The following is an 18,341-nucleotide window of genomic DNA, read 5'->3' as shown; positions in this document are numbered from 1 at the left end:
TATCCACTTAATCAAGATGAAATTCTTTTCCTATTTGCCAAGGAATGTTTTTACTTGATCGATGACCTGGTCGGTTTCAAGTTCGAGCTGCTCTTTTGTCGCACGTTCCTTGAACTCTACAATGCCTTCACCAGCACGCTTTCCGACTGTTATCCGGAGCGGGATACCGATCAAGTCGCTGTCTGCAAATTTGACACCTGGACGTTCTTTCCGATCATCATATAAAACTTCAATTCCCTGAGCCTGAAGCTTTTGGTATAATTCTTCTCCGAGTACCGACTGCTCTTCTTTTTTAGGGTTCAATGTCAATAAATGAACCTGGTAAGGAGCAACATTTGCCGGCCATGTGATTCCATCTTCGTCATGATACTGCTCCACGATCGATGCCAGCGTACGAGATACTCCGATGCCATAACATCCCATGATCATCGTGTTCGCTTTCCCCTGGTCATTCAGGTAGGAAGCATCCATTTTCTCGGCGTAGAACTTACCCAATTTGAAGACATGTCCTACTTCAATACCTCGGGCAAACTTGATTTTGCCTTCTCCATCTGGCGAAGGGTCGCCTTCTTTAATAAAACGCAAGTCAGCATATTTATCGATAGAGAAATCTTTACCCGGTGTCACATTGACATAGTGGTATCCTTCTTCATTAGCTCCACAGGTCGTATTGACCATCGCTTCAACCGCAAAGTCAGCAACCACTTCTACTTCCTCCGGTACATCTACAGGACCGAGGGAGCCGAACCCTGCGCCCATCAGCTTTCTTGTATCCTCTTCGGAAGCAAGATCAATCAGACTGGCATCATACAGGTTTTTCAGCTTTACATCATTTACTTCATGGTCTCCGCGGGTAACGACCATAACAAACCGGTCGTCCACTTTGAACATGATCGATTTCAAGCCCTGATTCAATCCATGGCCGAGATAATCAGCAACTTGCTGCATCGTCTTCTGGTCAGGAGTGGCTACTTTCTCCATCTCTTTCGGAGTTTCATTCGACTTTTCATACTCGGTGATGACAGGTGCCATTTCTATGTTTGCGGCATAGCGGGAAGTATCCGAATATGCGATTGTATCTTCACCGACTTCTGACAACACCATGAATTCATGGGTGTCTTTACCGCCCATTGCACCTGAGTCTGCTATTACCGCCCGAAAATTCAAACCACAGCGACGAAAAATGTTGGAATAAGCATCGAATAATCTTTGATATGTACCATCAAGGCTTTCGAAAGAATCATGGAAAGAATAGGCATCTTTCATTAAAAACTCGCGGCCCCGGAGTAATCCAAAACGCGGACGCTTTTCATCACGGAATTTATTTTGAATTTGATAAACAGTAAGTGGCAGCTTTTTATAGCTTTTCACTTCATCACGGACAATGCTTGTAATTACTTCCTCATGAGTTGCACCTAGTGCGAATTCCCGTTCATGACGATCGTGAAGGCGCATCAGCTCTGGACCGAATGTATCCCAGCGACCCGTTTCTTTCCACAGTTCAGCTGGCTGTAAAGCAGCCATAAGCATCTCATGAGCTCCCGCTTTTTCCATTTCATCTCTGACGATATCTTCTACTTTACGCAACACTCTGCGACCGATCGGTAAGAAACTGTACACACCAGATGCAATCTGGCGAATATAGCCTGCCCTGACTAAAAGCTGGTGGCTTTTTATTTCAGCATCGGCTGGGGTTTCACGTAAAGTCGGTAATAACATTTCACTTTGCCTCATAATAAAACACCCCTATTCATTACTACGTGATAGAAAACTGGAAGTAAAGGGTAGTAAACCCTCCACTTCCAGCAGACTTTGCATTCGTTTCGTTACTGATAAAACCTGCTTTCCTCTTTCTATTGTAACAGAAGATCAGTTATCAGAGGAATAGGCGTTGAATATCATTCCAGGTTACTACCAGCATCAATAGCATTAGCAGTGCAAAACCAATAAAGTGCACCACGCCTTCTTTCTGTGGATCAATCGGCTTTCCTCTAATTGCTTCAACTCCCACGAATAAAAGCCGTCCACCATCAAGTGCTGGCAATGGCAGCAGGTTGACGATACCAAGATTAATGCTTAATATTGCCGACCACATCAGGTAATTGATGATACCGGTCTGCACAACTTTGTCTGTGGCATCATAAATGCCCACAGGCCCAGACAGCATATCCAGTGAAAACTGGCCGGTTACCAGCTTCCCTAAATTGGTGAGAATCAGCACCGTCCAATCATAGGTTTGTGTGAAACCAAATTGGATCGTTTTCAGGAAGGAATCCTCAAAGGCCCTTTCAACACCAATTTGCCCTATTTTAACATCCTGTTGTTCAATTGCTGCCGGTGTAACGGAAAATTCCTGCTCTTGTCCATTCCTTATTACAGTAAAATCCATCTCTGTATCCGGGTTGTTTCTCACAATTTCAGTAAACTCATCCCAGGTTGCTACCTGCTGGCCTTCAATGGCGACAATCTTATCCCCTTGTTGCAAACCTGCCTGCTCCGCAGGTGTATCCTCGACGATATTTCCGATTTGTGCTTCGTTTACCGGAACCCCCTGGATGAAACCGAGGATGAAAAAGATGATAATCGCTAAGACAAAGTTCATCATCGGACCAGCAAACAGCTGCATGGCACGCTGACCTACCGTTTTGGATGCGAATTGCCGATTATATGGGGCAATTTGTGTTTCCTTCTCATCCATTACAAAGAAGGCTTTAGGATCTACTTCAAAAAACAGCTTTTCATCTTCATCAATTTCATATCCTTCGATAACCAGGCGGTGGTCGAGGTCCGCTTTTTCCACTTCGATCACACGCGCGTTTGGATGTTTGGATTTGTTATTGACAATGATCTTATTGACTTTGCCTTGATCATTGAATTCCAAACCAACGTGATGTCCTGCTTTCAATTCGATGATTTCCGGGTCTTCTCCTGCGACTCTTACATAACCGCCGACAGGGAGCAGACGAATGGTATATAGCGTTTCATTTCGCGTGAAGGCAAATATTTTCGGACCGAAGCCGATCGCGAATTCCCTTGCAAGCATCCCTGCCCTCTTGGCAAAGATCAGATGGCCCCACTCATGCACAAATACAAGAACACCGAACATGAGTATAAAAGCAATAACAGTCGTCAAAAAGAAGCACCTTCCTTTTTCATCGCTGTTAAATCTTTCTATTGATAGTTACCAAGTCAAACTCAGACACAGGAAAGACTGAAACTATCAACAACAACATTTAACAGGGTTTTATTTTAAATACGAGCACACCTGGCTTCTTGTTTCCTGATCAATCGCTAGAATCGTGTCTAAATCAGGCTTGTCAATGGTCTGGTGGCTTTCTAAAGCTTGTTCAATCAAGGTCTCTATATCCAGAAACGAGATTTTCCCTTTCAGGAATAGTTCAACAGCCTGCTCATTGGCGGCATTTAGAACGGTAGTCATCGACCCACCTTCTTTTCCTGCCTGAAATGCTAACTTCAAACAGCGAAAACGTTCATAATCCATCGGCTGAAAGTGCAAGGTTGCAATTTCTTCTAAGTTTAACCGTTTGGTCATGGATAAATCAAGACGGTCCGGGTAAGTGAGTGCATATTGAATCGGAACTTTCATGTCCGGTGTACCTAATTGTGCAATGACACTTCTATCCTTGTATTCAACCATGGAATGAATGACACTCTCTCTATGAAGTATAACATCAATCTGTTCGTAAGGTATATCAAAGAGCCAGTGCGCTTCAATTACTTCCAATCCTTTATTCATCATCGAAGCGGAATCAATCGTAATCTTGGCTCCCATGCTCCAGTTCGGGTGATTCAAGGCATCTTCTACCGTAACACCTTTCAGTTCTTCCCTTGTCTTGTCCCTGAAACTTCCACCGGAAGCTGTCAAAACCAGACGTTCAATCGTATCCGGTCTTTCCCCATTCAAGCTTTGAAAAATTGCAGAATGCTCACTGTCCACTGGTAAAAGATCCACGTTATATCTATTAGCTGCTTCCATTACCAGATGGCCTGCTGTTACAAGCGTTTCTTTATTAGCAATGGCAATGAGTTTCTGCGCTTCAATTGCCGCAAGGGTTGCCGGAAGACCTACACTGCCCATGACAGCATTGACCAGCACATCCACATCAGCTGCTGTGCTTGCTGCAATCATACCTTCCGTTCCCAGTAATACTTGGATAGCAGGGAATTCACTTTCCACTTGTTCTTTAATCGTTTTATCCTGGACGACGACTACTTTTGGTGAAAATTCTTTGATCAGCGGTAATGCTTTTTCAATATTTTTGCCAAAAGCAAGCGCATAGACCGAGAAATGATCAGGATGCAGCCGAATGACTTCCAGCGTCTGGATGCCAATGGATCCAGTGGCCCCGAGCAACGTAATTTGCTTCATATGATAAATCTCTCCCACTTCTATTGAATGCTATGAAATGAAATTTATGAAATGTAATACAGGTAAAATGAAAATTAAACTATCAAACCGGTCGAGTACACCACCGTGACCTGGAAGAATACTGCCAGAGTCTTTTACTGCATAGTGACGTTTAAAGGCAGATTCGACAAGATCTCCAATCTGGCCAAAAAAAGATACAACTACGGTTACAATCAACACAACGATGGTAGATGAGTGTACCGGATAGAAAAGCTGAAAGGCGAGCGCTACAATACAGGCCAGTACAATGCCACCGACTGCACCTTCCACTGTCTTTTTGGGGCTGATCTTCGGCCACAGCTTATGCTTGCCGAAAGAGCGTCCGAACAAGTATGCCCCTGTATCCGTTGCCCAAATGACAAATAAAGCGTAAAAGATATACTCCAGACCACTATCCCGTGTTTCCATTAAGTAATGGAAGCCCATTCCTACATAGATGGCAGAAATCAGAAGAAAGCCTGCATCATCAAAAGTGAACCGGTTTTTTACTAAGACGGTATAGCTAAGTAACAATAATACCGCAACTAATGTAAGTTCAGATTTAGTTACGACATCTTCTTCGATACCGAATATTTGACCGAAAGGAAACATTAATGCCCACATTAACAAAAGCGTCAGTATAGAAGGAATGGAATATCGGGAAATCTTTTTCATTCGGATCAATTCCAATATTCCTATACTAGCTATCAAATAGACGAATATTTTAAATGGCCACCCTCCCAGAATGATTAAAGGGAGAAATATAAGTGCTCCGACAATTGCTGTAATCGTTCTTTGTTTCATGCTACTTCAACACCTTATATCCCGCCATAGCGACGTTTTCTATTCTGATAGTCGTACAGCGCTTTTTCAAAATATGTTTCATCAAAATCAGGCCAGTATACATCTGTGAACCAAAACTCACTATACGCTAGTTGCCATAATAGAAAGTTGCTTAGACGCTGCTCGCCGCTTGTACGTATCAGTAAGTCTGGCTCTTTCAGGTTTGCCGTATACAGGCGTTCGGAAATACAGGCCTCATCGATATCCTCAGGAACCAGGTCCCCATCCCGCACTTCGTCTGCTACTTGTTTGACAGCTTTCACCATTTCATAACGGCTTCCATAATTCAGTGCAAAGTTCAACACCAGGCCTGTATTTTGTGACGTACGGTCCTTCGCTTCCTGAACAGCTTTCTTTGTATGGTGAGGCAATCTCTCGAAATCACCGATAGTCTCAACACGTACGTTTTTCTCTATCAGTTCCGGGAGATATGTATTTAAAAATTCCATTGGTAATTTCATAAGAAAATCGACTTCTGTCTTCGGACGCTTCCAGTTTTCCGTAGAAAAGGCGTATAGCGTCAACACTTCAATTCCCAGGTTCGAAGCGTGCCTGACAATTTTCTTTACTACATTCATGCCCTCTTTATGTCCTGCTATTCTTGGAAGACCTTTGCTTTTTGCCCATCTTCCATTTCCATCCATGATAATAGCTACGTGAGATGGTAAATGATCGTAATCTAAATCAGGCGTTTGTTCTTCAGGCTTTGATTTAATTTTTGTAAATGGAATTTTGATTGGCATTTCGACATCCTCCAATAAGGATACTTATCTTATTTATTATACTATAATCCTACCCTAAGCGTATAATGACATAAAGTATAACGTCAAAACTTTCTATAAGAGTAATCTACGTAAACAGCTGGAACGAAGCTTGGAACATTTTTAATAGTTTTACACTCAACCCAAAAGGTCAGACTGACAAAATAGAAAGCCGCGCCAATTGCAGCGCGGCTTTTTACTTTAACACCGGAAGGTATAAACATCCTGCGTCTATTAAATGTAATAGACACTTTGCCCTTCCTTTATACTTCCAGGATTTCTGCTTCTTTGTTTTTGGAAAGTTCGTCGACTTTCGCCACGTGGTTATCGGTAGCTTTTTGGACATCGTCCTGGAAAGATCGTAATTCATCCTCCGTAAGTTCGCCGTCTTTTTCAAGCTTCTTCAGCTTATCATTACTGTCACGACGAATATTACGAATTTGGACTTTCGCTTCTTCTGCATATTTCCCAACAACTTTAACAAGATCTTTACGACGTTCTTCAGTCAATGCTGGAATGTTAATGCGAATTACATTTCCATCACTGGAAGGAGACAGTCCAAGGTCTGCCTTTTGGATCCCTTTTTCAATATCTGCGATTGCAGACTTATCATAAGGTGTGATGACAAGCAAACGCGCCTCTGGTGCGGATACTTGTGCTAATTGGTTCAACGGAGTAGAAGCACCGTAATAATCGACATAAACACTGTCTAAGAGGTTAGGATTAGCTCTCCCTGCACGTACAGTTGCCAATTGACGGGAATACGCCTGTACCGCTTGTTCCATTTTAGAATTCGTTTCTTTGATTACTTCGTTGGACATGTTATTTCCCCCTAACAATCGTTCCGATATTTTCACCCAGAACTGCTTTTTTAATGTTACCCTCTTCAGTTATTGAGAATACCAATAAAGCAATATCGTTGTCCATACATAAGGATGAGGCAGTTGAATCCATAACGCCAAGTCCTTCGTTCAGTACATCCATATAGGATAGCTGATCGTATTTCTCAGCATCTTTATTGAATTTAGGGTCAGCGTTATAAACGCCATCCACATTATTTTTAGCCATTAGAATGACATCTGCCTCTATTTCTGCAGCGCGCAGTGCCGCAGTAGTATCCGTAGAGAAATATGGATTCCCGGTACCGGCAGCAAAAATGACAACACGCTTCTTTTCCAAGTGACGGATTGCTTTTCTACGGATGTATGGCTCAGCCACCTGGCGCATTTCAATTGAAGTTTGCACACGAGTAGGAATACCGTGGTTTTCCAGGCTATCCTGCAATGCCAGGGAATTCATGACCGTAGCCAGCATTCCCATATAATCGGCATTCGCTCTGTCCATTCCCATTTCGCTTCCGACTTTGCCTCGCCAAATGTTACCGCCACCTACGACAACGGCTATTTCAACTCCTAATTCGGCAACTTCCTTTATTTGTTTCGCTACAGACTGGATGATAGCAGGATCTAATCCGAACCCCTGTTTTCCACTTAAGGCTTCACCACTTAATTTCAATACGATTCGACGGTAACGAGCTGCAGTCATAGTAACCTCCATATACCTATTTTATCAGTTTGATAATCTTTTGTTCTTGTCAATATACATGGTATGTAGCATGTTTGAAAATAGGGAACACTGCGTGTGTCCCCTATTTTTTCAGGCATGCTTATTTTTTCACTTGGCTCATGACTTCTTCAGCAAAGTTGTCTTCACGTTTTTCCATGCCTTCTCCTACCGCATAACGTACGAAACCTTTGACAGAACCTTTTGTGGATTCAACAAATTGTTTAACTTTTTGATCCGGATCTTTGACAAAGCTTTGTTCAAGCAGGCAGATCTCTTCGAAGAATTTGCCTAGACGGCCTTCGACCATTTTCTCAACGATATGCTCAGGCTTGCCTTCGTTCAAGGCTTGAGTCTTAAGCATTTCACGTTCTTTGTTTACTTCCTCTTCAGAAACCTCATCACGAGAAACGTAACGCGGGTTAACAGCAGCAATGTGCATGGCTACGTCTTTAGCTGCAGCTTCATCTGTGCTGCCTTCAAGAAGGGTAAGGACACCGATGTTACCACCCATGTGGATATATGCGCCAAAAGCGTCGTTATCTGTTTTATCAAGGATTGTGAAACGGCGAAGCGAGATTTTCTCACCAATTTTTGCAATAGTGGAGTTGATATATTCCTGGACAGTATCTCCTTCACCGTGCAGCTTTTGCTCTAAAGCTTCGTCTGCAGTGGCAGGCTTTTGAGAAAGCAGGTGCTTTCCAAGCTCTTGAAGAAGAGATTTAAACTGATCGTTTTTAGTAACGAAGTCAGTTTCACAGTTTACTTCCAGCAATACTGCTGTATTACCATCAACTTCAACGTGGGCAGAACCTTCTGCAGCGATACGGTCTGCTTTCTTTTGTGCTTTAGAGATACCTTTTTCGCGAAGCCATTCCATCGCTTTGTCCATATCTCCATCCGTTTCCGTTAGTGCTTTTTTACAATCCATCATACCTGCGCCAGTTTTTTCACGCAGTTCTTTTACCATTTTTGCAGTTACAGCCATGTTATTTCCTCCTTTAGAATTTAAGCATTTACGTATGCTTCATCAATTTAGTTAAGAAGAAAAAGGAAGTCAGGCTCCGGGTGGAAGCTCGATATTCATCGTTACGTCCTAATGCCTTTGGACATCCTCTTTAAAAAAGGTGATAAAAGGTCCACCCTCTTATCACCTTTGAAACCTTTGTTACTCGGTTGCAGTTTCCACTTCAGCGTCTTCTGCTGGTGCAGCTTCTTCTGCAATTTCAGTTTCTTCGCCTTGCTTTGCTTCAAGAACAGCGTCAGCCATTTTGGAAGTAAGCAATTTAACAGCACGAATCGCATCGTCATTCGCAGGAATGACATAATCGATTTCGTCTGGATCACAGTTTGTATCAACAATTCCGACGATCGGAATGTTTAGTTTATGAGCTTCAGCAATCGCAATGCGTTCTTTACGTGGGTCGATAACGAAAAGTGCATCAGGAAGGTTCTTCATTTCTTTGATACCGCCCAAGAATTTCACCAGACGATCTTTTTCTTTAAGAAGTCCGACTACCTCTTTCTTAGGAAGTACATCAAATGTTCCATCTTCCTCCATACGCTCGATATCTTTCAGACGGTTGATACGCTTGCGAATTGTTTGGAAGTTTGTCAACGTACCACCCAACCAGCGTTGGTTGATGTAGTACATGCCGCAACGAGTCGCTTCGTCACGTACAGTGTCTTGTGCTTGCTTTTTTGTTCCGACGAAAAGGATGGTTCCTCCGTCAGCAGCAATATCCTTTACATAATTGAATGCTTCATCTACTTTCTTGACCGTCTTTTGAAGGTCGATGATGTAGATACCGTTACGCTCTGTGAAGATATATTTTTTCATCTTCGGGTTCCAGCGGCGAGTTTGATGTCCAAAATGAACACCAGCTTCAAGCAGCTGCTTCATTGAAATAACAGACATGTTAATTCCTCCTGTTTGGTTTTTTTAGTATCCTCCGCCCCCTTCATCTTCCTTCCGAAACTCTGGAATAGAGCACCCTCGGCAGGAATCTGCGGACGTGTGTATTGACACCAAAAGTAAATATATCATATGCCATTGGTGCAATCAAGTAATTATTACATTTTTTGTGGCTGGAATTTCAAAATCAATTCAATTTCGGTTTGGCCACAATTCATTTTACGGGCTATATCTTCTATTGTATAGCCATCGTTCCTCATTGCAACTACGCGTGTCGACAAAGAAGGCTGATACTCTACATCATTATTTCCCGGGAGGGGCGGGTTATAAACAGGCTGGGAAAAATCCTTATTCAAATCGGAGTGCGTTTCTTCTTTAGCAGTTTTCCCGTGTTCATTACTTATTGGCTGGTTAATTTGGGGACTCTTATGTTTCTTCTGGCTGTCATCCAGCCATTGCTTCAGCTGTTCGTTCTCTTCTTTTATTTCGAGCAGGTAGGCGGTAAACATCTCCTCAATTTCCCCCGCTACCTGCTTTTGCCTCATTTCCAGCTCTTCTGCTTTTTTCACTCTGGCAAAAAGGACAAAAATGACCAGGAGCATAATGCCATGGAGTAAAAAACTAACGACCAATAAGAAAGTCGTCATATGTTCCATCACCTCATTAAAATGGTAATAAATTGACTCTGTTAATTCCGTGCTTGCTTTAAAAGGCTTCTTCAATGAAATGCCAGAAAGTCGAAGACTTGATTTCGGCATAACAAGGGTTCTTTACCATAATAGCCTCAGGGTTGGCTGGGAAACTACTCGCTTTCCTGTGGGGGAACTGGCGAGCTTCCTCGGGCTATTGCCCTGTGGGATCTCGCCTAGATCCTTCTCCCACGGGAGTCTCCCAGTTTCCCAACCAACCCAACCGAAGGAAAAGCGAAACGAACCCATGCCATATTGTAGATGTCTACTTTAAAGGAATAATTAAAAACACGCGATTTAAAGCTCACATTTCATGCATAGCGCACTCTTTGTTTGAAGAACAATATACCGATGTTTCCGTTTCTCTCCTAAACGCAAGGAGGTCCGGGAAATTGCGAGACTCCTATGGGAGGATAGTACATGGTGAGATCCCGCAGGGCTTTAAGCCCGAGGAAGCTCACCGTACGCCCATGGAAAGCGAGTGATTTCCCGGACCTCCAAACCGTTACTAACGTGACGGAAACAACATACCTTGAAACTGAGTCTTGTACTATGCGTTTATGAGGTTACCTAGATTGTTCTTGAGTTTAAATAAGGCTTTGGCGTGTATTTGGGAAATTCTTGACGTTGTCAATCCTAATACCTGGCCGATTTCAGTCAATGTGAGTTCTTCATAGTAGAATAAACTGATCACCAGTTGCTCTTTCTCCTTCAGCTGGCGAATCCCATCAGCTAAATCCTGATGATTTTCCTGTCGGATCAGACTTTTTTCCGGAGTCAACGATTTATTATCCGGCAAAGTGTATCCCACACCTTCCTTTTGATCATTGCTCCCATCTTTCGCCTTATCTTCCATGGATAAGATATTTGCAAATAAAGCATCCTTTACTACTTCAGCAACCTCTTCTTCTTCCAATCCCGTTTCTTCCCCGATTTCCTTGGCAGTGGGCAGTCGTTGTAATTTTTGTTCGAGTCGTTCTGAAACATGTTCAATTTTTTTGGCTTTATCCCTGACAGACCTTGGGAGCCAATCCTCCTTTCGAAGACCATCCATGATGGCACCACGAATACGAAAAGATGCATATGTATCGAATTTCAAGTCGCGTTGGACATCAAACTTTTTTAAGGCGTCGTATAAACCGTATAAACCAAGACTTTTAATATCATCTTTATTGACACTTGCAGGCAAATGAGCCGCAATCCGCTGCACATGAAAATTAACTAAATGCATATGGTTCTCAATCAATTCATTGGCTGCTTCCATATTCTCCTCCAGCTGCCAACGGTTCCATAACTCTTGTTCTTCCACCGATAACGAACTTGCCATCTTCTCCCTCCTTCAATTATAAATCTATATCGCAGTTAGCCTATTAAGTTATCAATCTTCCTTTAATAACTGTCTGACTGCTTCCGTAGCTTGTTCGGATAGCTGATCATCCTCTACGATGTCTTTATTAATAGGAAGAGGACGGTTTATTTCCTTATTTCTTGCTGCTGGTTGAGCCTTCTCCCGTTTAATAAACTGAAATGCCCAGCGAAAAAAGTAACCAAGCACATATAAACAACCAAACACTAAAGCTGCTCTTATCATGGAGGTATCAAGGGAATTATTTTGCAGTGATAGAAACAAAGAAAGAAAAAATCCCGCTATCGCTAACGCTAAGTTCCATAATAGATTTCCGGCCATTCTATTTAACCACCTCCATCCAAAACCATTGCAATCCGGTCCACTCCTCATGTAATTGCTGCTTTTCCCTCATTACCTAAAGGCAGGCGGATAAGAAACGTACTTCCCACCCCCATTTGGGAGGTGATGTCTATTTGGCCGCCAAGGGATTCAATCGTATTTTTCACGATATCAAGCCCTACACCACGACCAGACACATCCGAAACTTTATCTGCTGTGGAAAAACCACTGCTCATCATTAAATGGAACAGCTGGGAATCTTTCATACGATATGCCTCATTTTCACTGACAAGGTCACGGTTGATTGCCTTGCGCACTACTTCATCACGCCTTATCCCCGCACCATCATCCGTGATTTCTATGTAAATGTAACTTGTTTCTTTATAAGCTCGAAGAGTCAGGGTGCCCTCTTCTTTTTTCCCCATACGCTCTCTTTCCTCAGGTTGTTCAATGCCATGATCAATCGCATTACGGAGCAGGTGGACAATAGGAATTCCGATAGTGTCGGTAATCGATTTATCTATTTCGACTTCTGTACCGCTGACTTCTAATTTGATGTTTTTACCGAGATTTCTTGCCAACTGCCTGACCATCCGGGGGAATCTATCAAAAACTTGCCCGACTGGTACCTTCCTTAATTCACTTGTAAGCTGCTTTAATTCCGTGCTGCATGTTAAAACACGTTCCACCGCTGCCTGTAATTCCTTGTCATTGGTTAATTCAGCAATTTGGTTTAACTTCCCTTTTTCTCTTTCCAGCCTATCCGCCACTTGAGACAATTTGCTTAACCGATCCTTCTTTACCCGAATGGATGTATCTGTCTTCGTCTGGCTCTGAAAAAAAGGGCCAGATACTCTAGTGGTCTCAGGGGGATCAATTTTTTCCAGCGCTGCAGCTTCGAATTCGTTCTCAGGAAAAGAAGTAGTTTGACTTTCCGACACAGGTTCATTATTGGATCCGCCCGGAGAACTGCCCCTTTGTTCTATTAGTTCTAACTGACGGAGAGTTGCATCTATGTCCAGTTTTCTGTGGCCGCCTTCCGCAATATTCATGAGGATGGATTCCAAATCGTTTACAGCATTTAAAAGCACATCTATGCTCTGCGGTGTAATGAGAATAGCCTGGCTTCGCATAGCATCCAATACACTTTCCATCGAATGAGTAAGTATGGCCAGGTGCTGAAACTCCATTGCGGCAGCCATGCCTTTCAGTGTATGAGTTGCACGGAAGACTTCAGTGATTCGGTTCAGGCTGAAAGGATCTTTTTCTAAGGCGAGCAGATGATCGTTAATGCGTTGAATATTTTCTTTACTTTCTTCAATAAAAATATCCAGGTATTGATTCATTTCCAGGCCCCCTTCCCCTGAAGTGAAATCAATCGTTTCAATCTATCCACAAACCCATTTTCTGCAAAGCGATTGATAGTAATAGACCCATCCAAATACTGGTCAGTCATTTGCAAAAGTGCTTGAGAAGCTGATGATTTCCGGTTGAATTGTAAGAATGGTACCTGAGAAACTACCGCTTTCCCAACATTAGGATCATCAGGTAAAATACCAAGCGGATACAATTCTTTATTAAGAAACTGCTTTCCTGCCCTTTGAAAACGATTCAGGGTCTCCTTACCAGTCTGAATGTCAGAAGCCCGATTGATCAGCATGTAAATGTTCATGTTTCTCTGTAGCTGATGAATATATTTAAGGATGGCATAACCATCCGTCAACGCAGTAGGTTCCGGTGTGGTGACCAATATGGCTTCTTCAGCAGCTAAAATGAACTTTAAACTGTCATTTGTAACGCCAGCCCCCATATCAAAAATGACAAAATCATAGAATTTAGATATAGCTTCAAACTCAGCTAAAAAGTGATGGAACCGATGTTCATCCAATTGGAACAGCTCGGCTAAACCTGAGCCTCCTGCTATGTACTCCAAGGCTTCCGGTCCCTTGGTCAAAATATGCTTGAGAGATACATTCCCCTCAAACAGATCAACAAGATTACGGCTGGCGCTTTTCCCAATGAGGATATCGATATTACCCATCCCGATATCAAGGTCGAATAACAAAACTCTCTGCTGTCTCTCTTTTAAGGCAATAGAGAAATTCAAGGCAAAATTTGACTTGCCCACTCCCCCCTTACCACTGATAATGGCAAGAGTTTTGGCTTTATGTTCTTCTCTATTCTTTTTTTTCAGCATACGGTCACGCAACTGCTGGGCCTGGTCATGCATCATTACTGTCACCTGCTATTCTCGATGCCACCCAATCAATGGAGGCTCCCCGAATATCATCCGGTACATTTTGACCATCGGTAATGTAGGCTGCTCCCACTTTGTTGTGATAAAGCATGTTAAAGGCGCTGCCGAACGTGGACGTTTCATCCGCTTTTGTAAAGATCAGCTTATGAATCGGTACTTCATGAAATTGATCGTAAATCACTTGCATATCCCGATATCGGGAGGTCAGCGATAATACTAGATAAGTCTCCATATTCACCCCGAAATCAATCAATTCTTTTAATTCTTTGATGTACTGAGCGTCGCGAAAATTTCTACCTGCCGTATCGATCAATACTAAATCATAAGCTGCGAACTGCTCCCGTGCTGCCATATAATCTTCAGTAGAATAGGCGACCTCAATCGGAACATTTAATAACTCTGCATAGGTTTTCAATTGTTCAATAGCAGCAATACGATAGGTATCTGTGGTAATAAAAGCTACTTTTTTGTTTGCTGATAATACCGCCTGGGCGGCTACTTTTGCAATCGTAGTGGTTTTTCCTACCCCAGTAGGACCGACAAATTGAATATATTGATTACGATAATCGATTCCCCCGAATGATAAAGGAGGATTAAAATGGTTGAATGCTGAGGAGATAACTTCATATATCCCACCCTCAGGTGTAATATCGCTGTTATGTTCCTTCCACTCTTTTATGATTTCTTCTGCAATTGCCGGGGCAACTTCTTGTTCCATTAACCGCTCGTATATTTCATGAAAAGGGGAGGCTAAAGGAAATGATTGGGGCTGCTGTCTTTCAAGCAGCTTTTTCATTGCCTTGATTTCCCTTATTACGTCCAGATCCGTTGATTGATTGTCAGGGGGGGAAAGAGGCTGGACCGGTTTCGTTTCTTCCTTAATTTGATTTGGGTTCCCCTCACGCTGAGATTCCCTGTTATCAGGGTCGATGGCTGCAATTACTTCCATATTCTTTTTTTTGAATAAGCCTAGGAAACCACCGCGATAAACGACCTTAGAATTTAAAATCACCGCGTCGCTCCCCATCTCTTTTTTTACCTGAGACATAACCTCCGGCATGGATCGTGCCTGATATTTTTTTACTTTCATGCCACATTCACCATCCCTACACTTTGGACTTCTATGGTTGGCTCCAGCTCATTATAAGACAGTACATAGACCTGAGGCAGATACCGGTCGAGTAATTGTTTCAAATACATACGGACAGCAGGTGAGCAAAGGACAACCGCTGTCTCTTCTTGCAATGAGAGTTGTTCTGCCTGCTCTGCTACAGATTGGATAATCTTTTGCTGAGTATCCGGGTCGAGTGTTAAATAGCTGCCATGTTCTGTCTGCTGGATATGATCAGCTAACAACTTTTCCACTTTCCCGGAAACGGTCAGAACCTTCATGGCCTTACCATTAGAAAACTGTTCGGTGATTTGCTGGGAAAGGCCCTGTCTGGCATATTCACCAAGCAGCTCGGTATCGTTGGTCATTTTGCCGAAGTCTGCTAACGTTTCAAAAATAACTGGAAGGTTTTTGACCGATACATTTTCTCTCAGCAGCTTTGCCAGCACTTTTTGGACATCTCCAATGCTGAGTGGTTCAGGAGTTACCTCGTCCACTAATATTGGATAAGTATTTTTTAAATGATCGATTAGCTGCTGTGTTTCTTGTCTTCCTAACAGCTGGTGAGCATGCTTTTTAATGACTTCTGTAAGATGCGTAGATACGACGGAAGGAGGATCGACAACTGTGTAACCGGAAAGTTCAGCTTCGTCTTTTACTTCTTCGGTTACCCATTTCGCTGGAAGCCCAAAGGCAGGCTCCCTGGTATCAATCCCATCAATCGTCTCATCATCGTCCCCTGGGCTCATAGCCAAATAATGATCAAGAATCAGCTCCCCACGGGCTACTTCATTTCCTTTTATTTTTAAACGGTATTCATTAGGGCTTAATTGGATGTTATCCCTTATTCTTACCACAGGAATGACGATGCCAAGTTCAATCGCAAGCTGACGGCGAATCATGACAATCCGGTCGAGGAGATCTCCCCCCTGATTCGTGTCAGCCAGCGGTATAAGACCATAACCGAATTCAAATTCCACAGGGTCCATACTTATTAAATTGACGACATTCTCCGGTGATTTCATTTGACTGCTGTCCGCTTCTTCTTCTTGTTCCTCCAGGTCCATTTCATCTTCTTCGGGATCACGCGACAGCCAGTAGCCTCCAAAAGCTAAAATAGAGGCGATCATTGTTGTCAGAAGAAAGTTAATTGGTGTCAAACCTAATAAAAAGATAGTCCCGGCAGCTATGTATAACATTTTAGGGTCCTGCAGCAACTGATTCGTGACGTCTGTCCCAAGGTTCCCCTTTGATGCAACCCGGGTGACCACAATACCAGTCGCTGTAGATATCAACAGTGCTGGTATCTGGCTGACAAGACCATCGCCAACAGTGAGGCGCATATAGACATCGACCGCTTCAGCGAACGACATATCCATTTGGACCATTCCAATGATCAATCCAAACATGATATTGATCAACACGATAATAATTCCGGCGATAGCATCTCCTTTGACAAACTTGCTTCCACCATCCATCGCTCCATAGAAATCAGCTTCCTGTTCTATTTTTTCCCGACGCTCTTTTGCCTGCTGTTCGGAAATCATCCCGGCATTGAGGTCGGCATCGATACTCATCTGTTTACCAGGCATGGCATCCAGGGTGAATCTGGCTGCGACTTCCGACACTCGTTCTGCCCCTTTCGTGATGACTAAAAACTGAATGATCACCAGGATGATGAATACGACGAAACCTACCAGTGGATTGTTTCCGATGACAAAGGTACCGAATGTATCGACAACCCCTCCTGCATCCGCTTTGGATAGAATGGAACGAGTAGTGGACACATTTAAACCCAGCCGGAATAGCGTCATTAATAATAACAAAGACGGAAAAATGGAAAATTGCAGGGCCTCTTTCATATTCATGGACACAAGGATGACCATTAAAGCAAGGGAGATATTGATTAAGATTAAAAAACTTAAAAGCCAACCCGGTAAGGGAATGACCAGCATAATTATAATCATGATGACGCCTAATAAAACAGATAGATCCCTTGGTGCCATTTGTCTTCTCCCCCTTACTTTCTAGACTTTCTTCTGAATACGGTAGACATAGGCAAGCACTTCTGCCACCGCTTTGTAAAACTGTTCATCGATTGCTTCCCCAATTTCCGAATCATCATACAACGCTCTTGCCAGGGGCCGATTCTCCACCATGACTACCTTATTCGCCTGCGCCACTTCTTTTATTTTCTGCGCGACAAAATCGACTCCCATGGCAAGGACAATCGGAGCGTCGCCCTTTTCCTCGTCATATTTAATTGCAATGGCATAATGCGTCGGATTGGTAATCACAACATCTGCTTCCGGAACTTCGCTCATCATCCGCTGCATGGCCATTTGCCGTTGTTTCTCTTTTATTTTCGATTTAATTAACGGGTCGCCCTCGATATTTTTATGTTCATCTTTGACATCATGTTTCGACATCCGGATGCTTTTTTCAAAGTCATACTTTTGATAACTGTAATCCAGTACCGAAATAATCAGCAGGGCTATAGCAGAAGCTATCCCCATAATGACAGTCGTTTGACCAAAAAAAGCCAATGCCCCCTCGACCGGTCGCTGGGACATCATCATCATGTCATCTTTTCTTAACCAGATAACAGCGAAGGTGATGGTACCAATCATTGTGATTTTCAATAACGATTTCACCAGTTCTACGAGCGCCCGTGCCGAAAAAATCTTTTTTGCCCCCTGGATTGGATTGATTTTACTCAATTTGAACTTCAAAGGATCAGTGGTAAACATGAAGCCGACTTGCAGCCAGTTAGAAGCAAGTCCAGCTATGACCGCTACACCCATAATAGGTGCAAGAACTTTGCTTAACTCAATCGTCGTCTCTGTAAACACCTGGAACACATTCTTCTCGGTCACATCCCAGTGGATATATTCCTGGAAAGCATGTTGATACATGCCTGTCATCACACCTTTAAGAAAATCCCCGAGCACCATAAACAGGGCGAACATGAACAGCATAAGGATTGCTGTATTGACGTCCTGACTTTTTGCGACCTGCCCTTTTTTCCGTGAATCCTGCCGCTTCTTAGGTGTTGCTTTTTCTGTTTTTTCACCTGCGAAGTACTGCAGGTCTAATTTCAAATACAT

General features: G+C 43.0%; 17 protein-coding genes. All 17 read right to left on the bottom strand.

Going from position 1 to position 18,341, the window contains the following annotated elements; translation table 11 throughout:
- Positions 1 to 30 precede the first annotated feature (30 nt).
- Complete coding sequence (locus ACGTNI_RS03320; RefSeq protein ID WP_085508333.1) at positions 31 to 1,734, bottom strand: proline--tRNA ligase; 1,704 nt, start codon at positions 1,732 to 1,734, stop codon at positions 31 to 33.
- Between the two features lie 142 nt (positions 1,735 to 1,876).
- Entirely contained in the window at positions 1,877 to 3,133 is a 1,257-nt protein-coding gene (rseP, locus tag ACGTNI_RS03315) for an RIP metalloprotease RseP (protein ID WP_085508332.1), read from the bottom strand.
- A 111-nt stretch (positions 3,134 to 3,244) separates the two neighbouring features.
- The gene (gene dxr / locus ACGTNI_RS03310; RefSeq protein WP_394460039.1) at positions 3,245 to 4,390 is read right to left on the bottom strand and encodes a 1-deoxy-D-xylulose-5-phosphate reductoisomerase; all 1,146 of its coding nucleotides are present in this window, start codon (positions 4,388 to 4,390) and stop codon (positions 3,245 to 3,247) included.
- A gap of 30 nt (positions 4,391 to 4,420) precedes the next feature.
- Positions 4,421 to 5,212 carry a phosphatidate cytidylyltransferase gene (locus ACGTNI_RS03305; protein ID WP_394460037.1) on the bottom strand — a complete coding sequence of 264 codons (792 nt, stop codon included), beginning with the start codon at positions 5,210 to 5,212 and terminating at the stop codon, positions 4,421 to 4,423.
- Between the two features lie 14 nt (positions 5,213 to 5,226).
- Entirely contained in the window at positions 5,227 to 5,994 is a 768-nt protein-coding gene (uppS, locus tag ACGTNI_RS03300) for an undecaprenyl pyrophosphate synthase (RefSeq protein ID WP_085508329.1), read from the bottom strand.
- A 281-nt stretch (positions 5,995 to 6,275) separates the two neighbouring features.
- Positions 6,276 to 6,833 carry a ribosome recycling factor gene (gene frr, locus ACGTNI_RS03295; RefSeq protein ID WP_085508328.1) on the bottom strand — a complete coding sequence of 186 codons (558 nt, stop codon included), beginning with the start codon at positions 6,831 to 6,833 and terminating at the stop codon, positions 6,276 to 6,278.
- 1 nt (position 6,834) lies between these two features.
- Positions 6,835 to 7,557: a UMP kinase gene (pyrH, locus tag ACGTNI_RS03290; protein ID WP_085508327.1), complete on the bottom strand. Its 723-nt coding sequence runs from the start codon at positions 7,555 to 7,557 to the stop codon at positions 6,835 to 6,837.
- Positions 7,558 to 7,678: 121 nt separating this feature from the next.
- Positions 7,679 to 8,563, bottom strand: a complete 885-nt coding sequence (gene tsf / locus ACGTNI_RS03285) for a translation elongation factor Ts (RefSeq protein WP_085508326.1) — start codon at positions 8,561 to 8,563, stop codon at positions 7,679 to 7,681.
- Between the two features lie 180 nt (positions 8,564 to 8,743).
- A complete protein-coding gene (rpsB, locus tag ACGTNI_RS03280; RefSeq protein ID WP_394460034.1) occupies positions 8,744 to 9,493 on the bottom strand; it encodes a 30S ribosomal protein S2 in 750 nt (249 codons plus the stop codon).
- A gap of 155 nt (positions 9,494 to 9,648) precedes the next feature.
- Positions 9,649 to 10,137, bottom strand: coding sequence for a DUF6115 domain-containing protein (locus ACGTNI_RS03275; RefSeq protein WP_139823828.1), 489 nt, complete (start codon positions 10,135 to 10,137; stop codon positions 9,649 to 9,651).
- 592 nt (positions 10,138 to 10,729) lie between these two features.
- Entirely contained in the window at positions 10,730 to 11,506 is a 777-nt protein-coding gene (locus ACGTNI_RS03270) for a FliA/WhiG family RNA polymerase sigma factor (RefSeq protein ID WP_394460032.1), read from the bottom strand.
- 51 nt (positions 11,507 to 11,557) lie between these two features.
- Positions 11,558 to 11,866, bottom strand: a complete 309-nt coding sequence (locus ACGTNI_RS03265) for a hypothetical protein (protein ID WP_085508317.1) — start codon at positions 11,864 to 11,866, stop codon at positions 11,558 to 11,560.
- A gap of 47 nt (positions 11,867 to 11,913) precedes the next feature.
- Positions 11,914 to 13,212: a chemotaxis protein CheA gene (locus ACGTNI_RS03260; protein ID WP_394460030.1), complete on the bottom strand. Its 1,299-nt coding sequence runs from the start codon at positions 13,210 to 13,212 to the stop codon at positions 11,914 to 11,916.
- Positions 13,209 to 14,099, bottom strand: a complete 891-nt coding sequence (locus ACGTNI_RS03255; RefSeq protein WP_394460028.1) for a MinD/ParA family protein — start codon at positions 14,097 to 14,099, stop codon at positions 13,209 to 13,211. The genes ACGTNI_RS03260 and ACGTNI_RS03255 overlap by 4 nt, the downstream gene beginning before the upstream one ends.
- Positions 14,089 to 15,213, bottom strand: coding sequence for a flagellar biosynthesis GTPase FlhF (gene flhF, locus ACGTNI_RS03250; RefSeq protein WP_394460026.1), 1,125 nt, complete (start codon positions 15,211 to 15,213; stop codon positions 14,089 to 14,091). The genes ACGTNI_RS03255 and flhF overlap by 11 nt, the downstream gene beginning before the upstream one ends.
- A complete protein-coding gene (flhA, locus tag ACGTNI_RS03245) occupies positions 15,210 to 17,240 on the bottom strand; it encodes a flagellar biosynthesis protein FlhA (protein ID WP_394460024.1) in 2,031 nt (676 codons plus the stop codon). Before flhA ends, flhF begins: the two co-directional genes overlap by 4 nt.
- Before the next feature lie 21 nt (positions 17,241 to 17,261).
- Positions 17,262 to 18,341, bottom strand: a complete 1,080-nt coding sequence (gene flhB / locus ACGTNI_RS03240) for a flagellar biosynthesis protein FlhB (RefSeq protein WP_085508310.1) — start codon at positions 18,339 to 18,341, stop codon at positions 17,262 to 17,264.

The organism is Thalassobacillus sp. B23F22_16, from assembly GCF_043496955.1.
GTDB classification, from domain to species: Bacteria; Bacillota; Bacilli; order Bacillales; family Halobacillaceae; genus Thalassobacillus; species Thalassobacillus devorans_A.
Note: the sequence above shows the minus strand (reverse complement) of the source record. Positions and strands in the feature narration are given on the sequence as shown.

Bases quoted from the DNA above. Each gene is read 5' to 3' on its own strand.
- ACGTNI_RS03270 (WP_394460032.1), bottom strand. From the start codon at position 11,506: ATGGCAAGTTCGTTATCGGTGGAAGAACAAGAGTTATGGAACCGTTGG.
- ACGTNI_RS03265 (WP_085508317.1), bottom strand. From the start codon at position 11,866: ATGGCCGGAAATCTATTATGGAACTTAGCGTTAGCGATAGCGGGATTT.
- rpsB (WP_394460034.1), bottom strand. From the start codon at position 9,493: ATGTCTGTTATTTCAATGAAGCAGCTGCTTGAAGCTGGTGTTCATTTT.
- uppS (WP_085508329.1), bottom strand. From the start codon at position 5,994: ATGCCAATCAAAATTCCATTTACAAAAATTAAATCAAAGCCTGAAGAA.
- ACGTNI_RS03260 (WP_394460030.1), bottom strand. From the start codon at position 13,212: ATGAATCAATACCTGGATATTTTTATTGAAGAAAGTAAAGAAAATATT.
- pyrH (WP_085508327.1), bottom strand. From the start codon at position 7,557: ATGACTGCAGCTCGTTACCGTCGAATCGTATTGAAATTAAGTGGTGAA.
- flhA (WP_394460024.1), bottom strand. From the start codon at position 17,240: ATGGCACCAAGGGATCTATCTGTTTTATTAGGCGTCATCATGATTATA.
- flhF (WP_394460026.1), bottom strand. From the start codon at position 15,213: ATGAAAGTAAAAAAATATCAGGCACGATCCATGCCGGAGGTTATGTCT.
- ACGTNI_RS03305 (WP_394460037.1), bottom strand. From the start codon at position 5,212: ATGAAACAAAGAACGATTACAGCAATTGTCGGAGCACTTATATTTCTC.
- ACGTNI_RS03320 (WP_085508333.1), bottom strand. From the start codon at position 1,734: ATGAGGCAAAGTGAAATGTTATTACCGACTTTACGTGAAACCCCAGCC.
- flhB (WP_085508310.1), bottom strand. From the start codon at position 18,341: ATGTATTTGAAATTAGACCTGCAGTACTTCGCAGGTGAAAAAACAGAA.
- tsf (WP_085508326.1), bottom strand. From the start codon at position 8,563: ATGGCTGTAACTGCAAAAATGGTAAAAGAACTGCGTGAAAAAACTGGC.
- dxr (WP_394460039.1), bottom strand. From the start codon at position 4,390: ATGAAGCAAATTACGTTGCTCGGGGCCACTGGATCCATTGGCATCCAG.
- frr (WP_085508328.1), bottom strand. From the start codon at position 6,833: ATGTCCAACGAAGTAATCAAAGAAACGAATTCTAAAATGGAACAAGCG.
- ACGTNI_RS03255 (WP_394460028.1), bottom strand. From the start codon at position 14,099: ATGATGCATGACCAGGCCCAGCAGTTGCGTGACCGTATGCTGAAAAAA.
- ACGTNI_RS03275 (WP_139823828.1), bottom strand. From the start codon at position 10,137: ATGACGACTTTCTTATTGGTCGTTAGTTTTTTACTCCATGGCATTATG.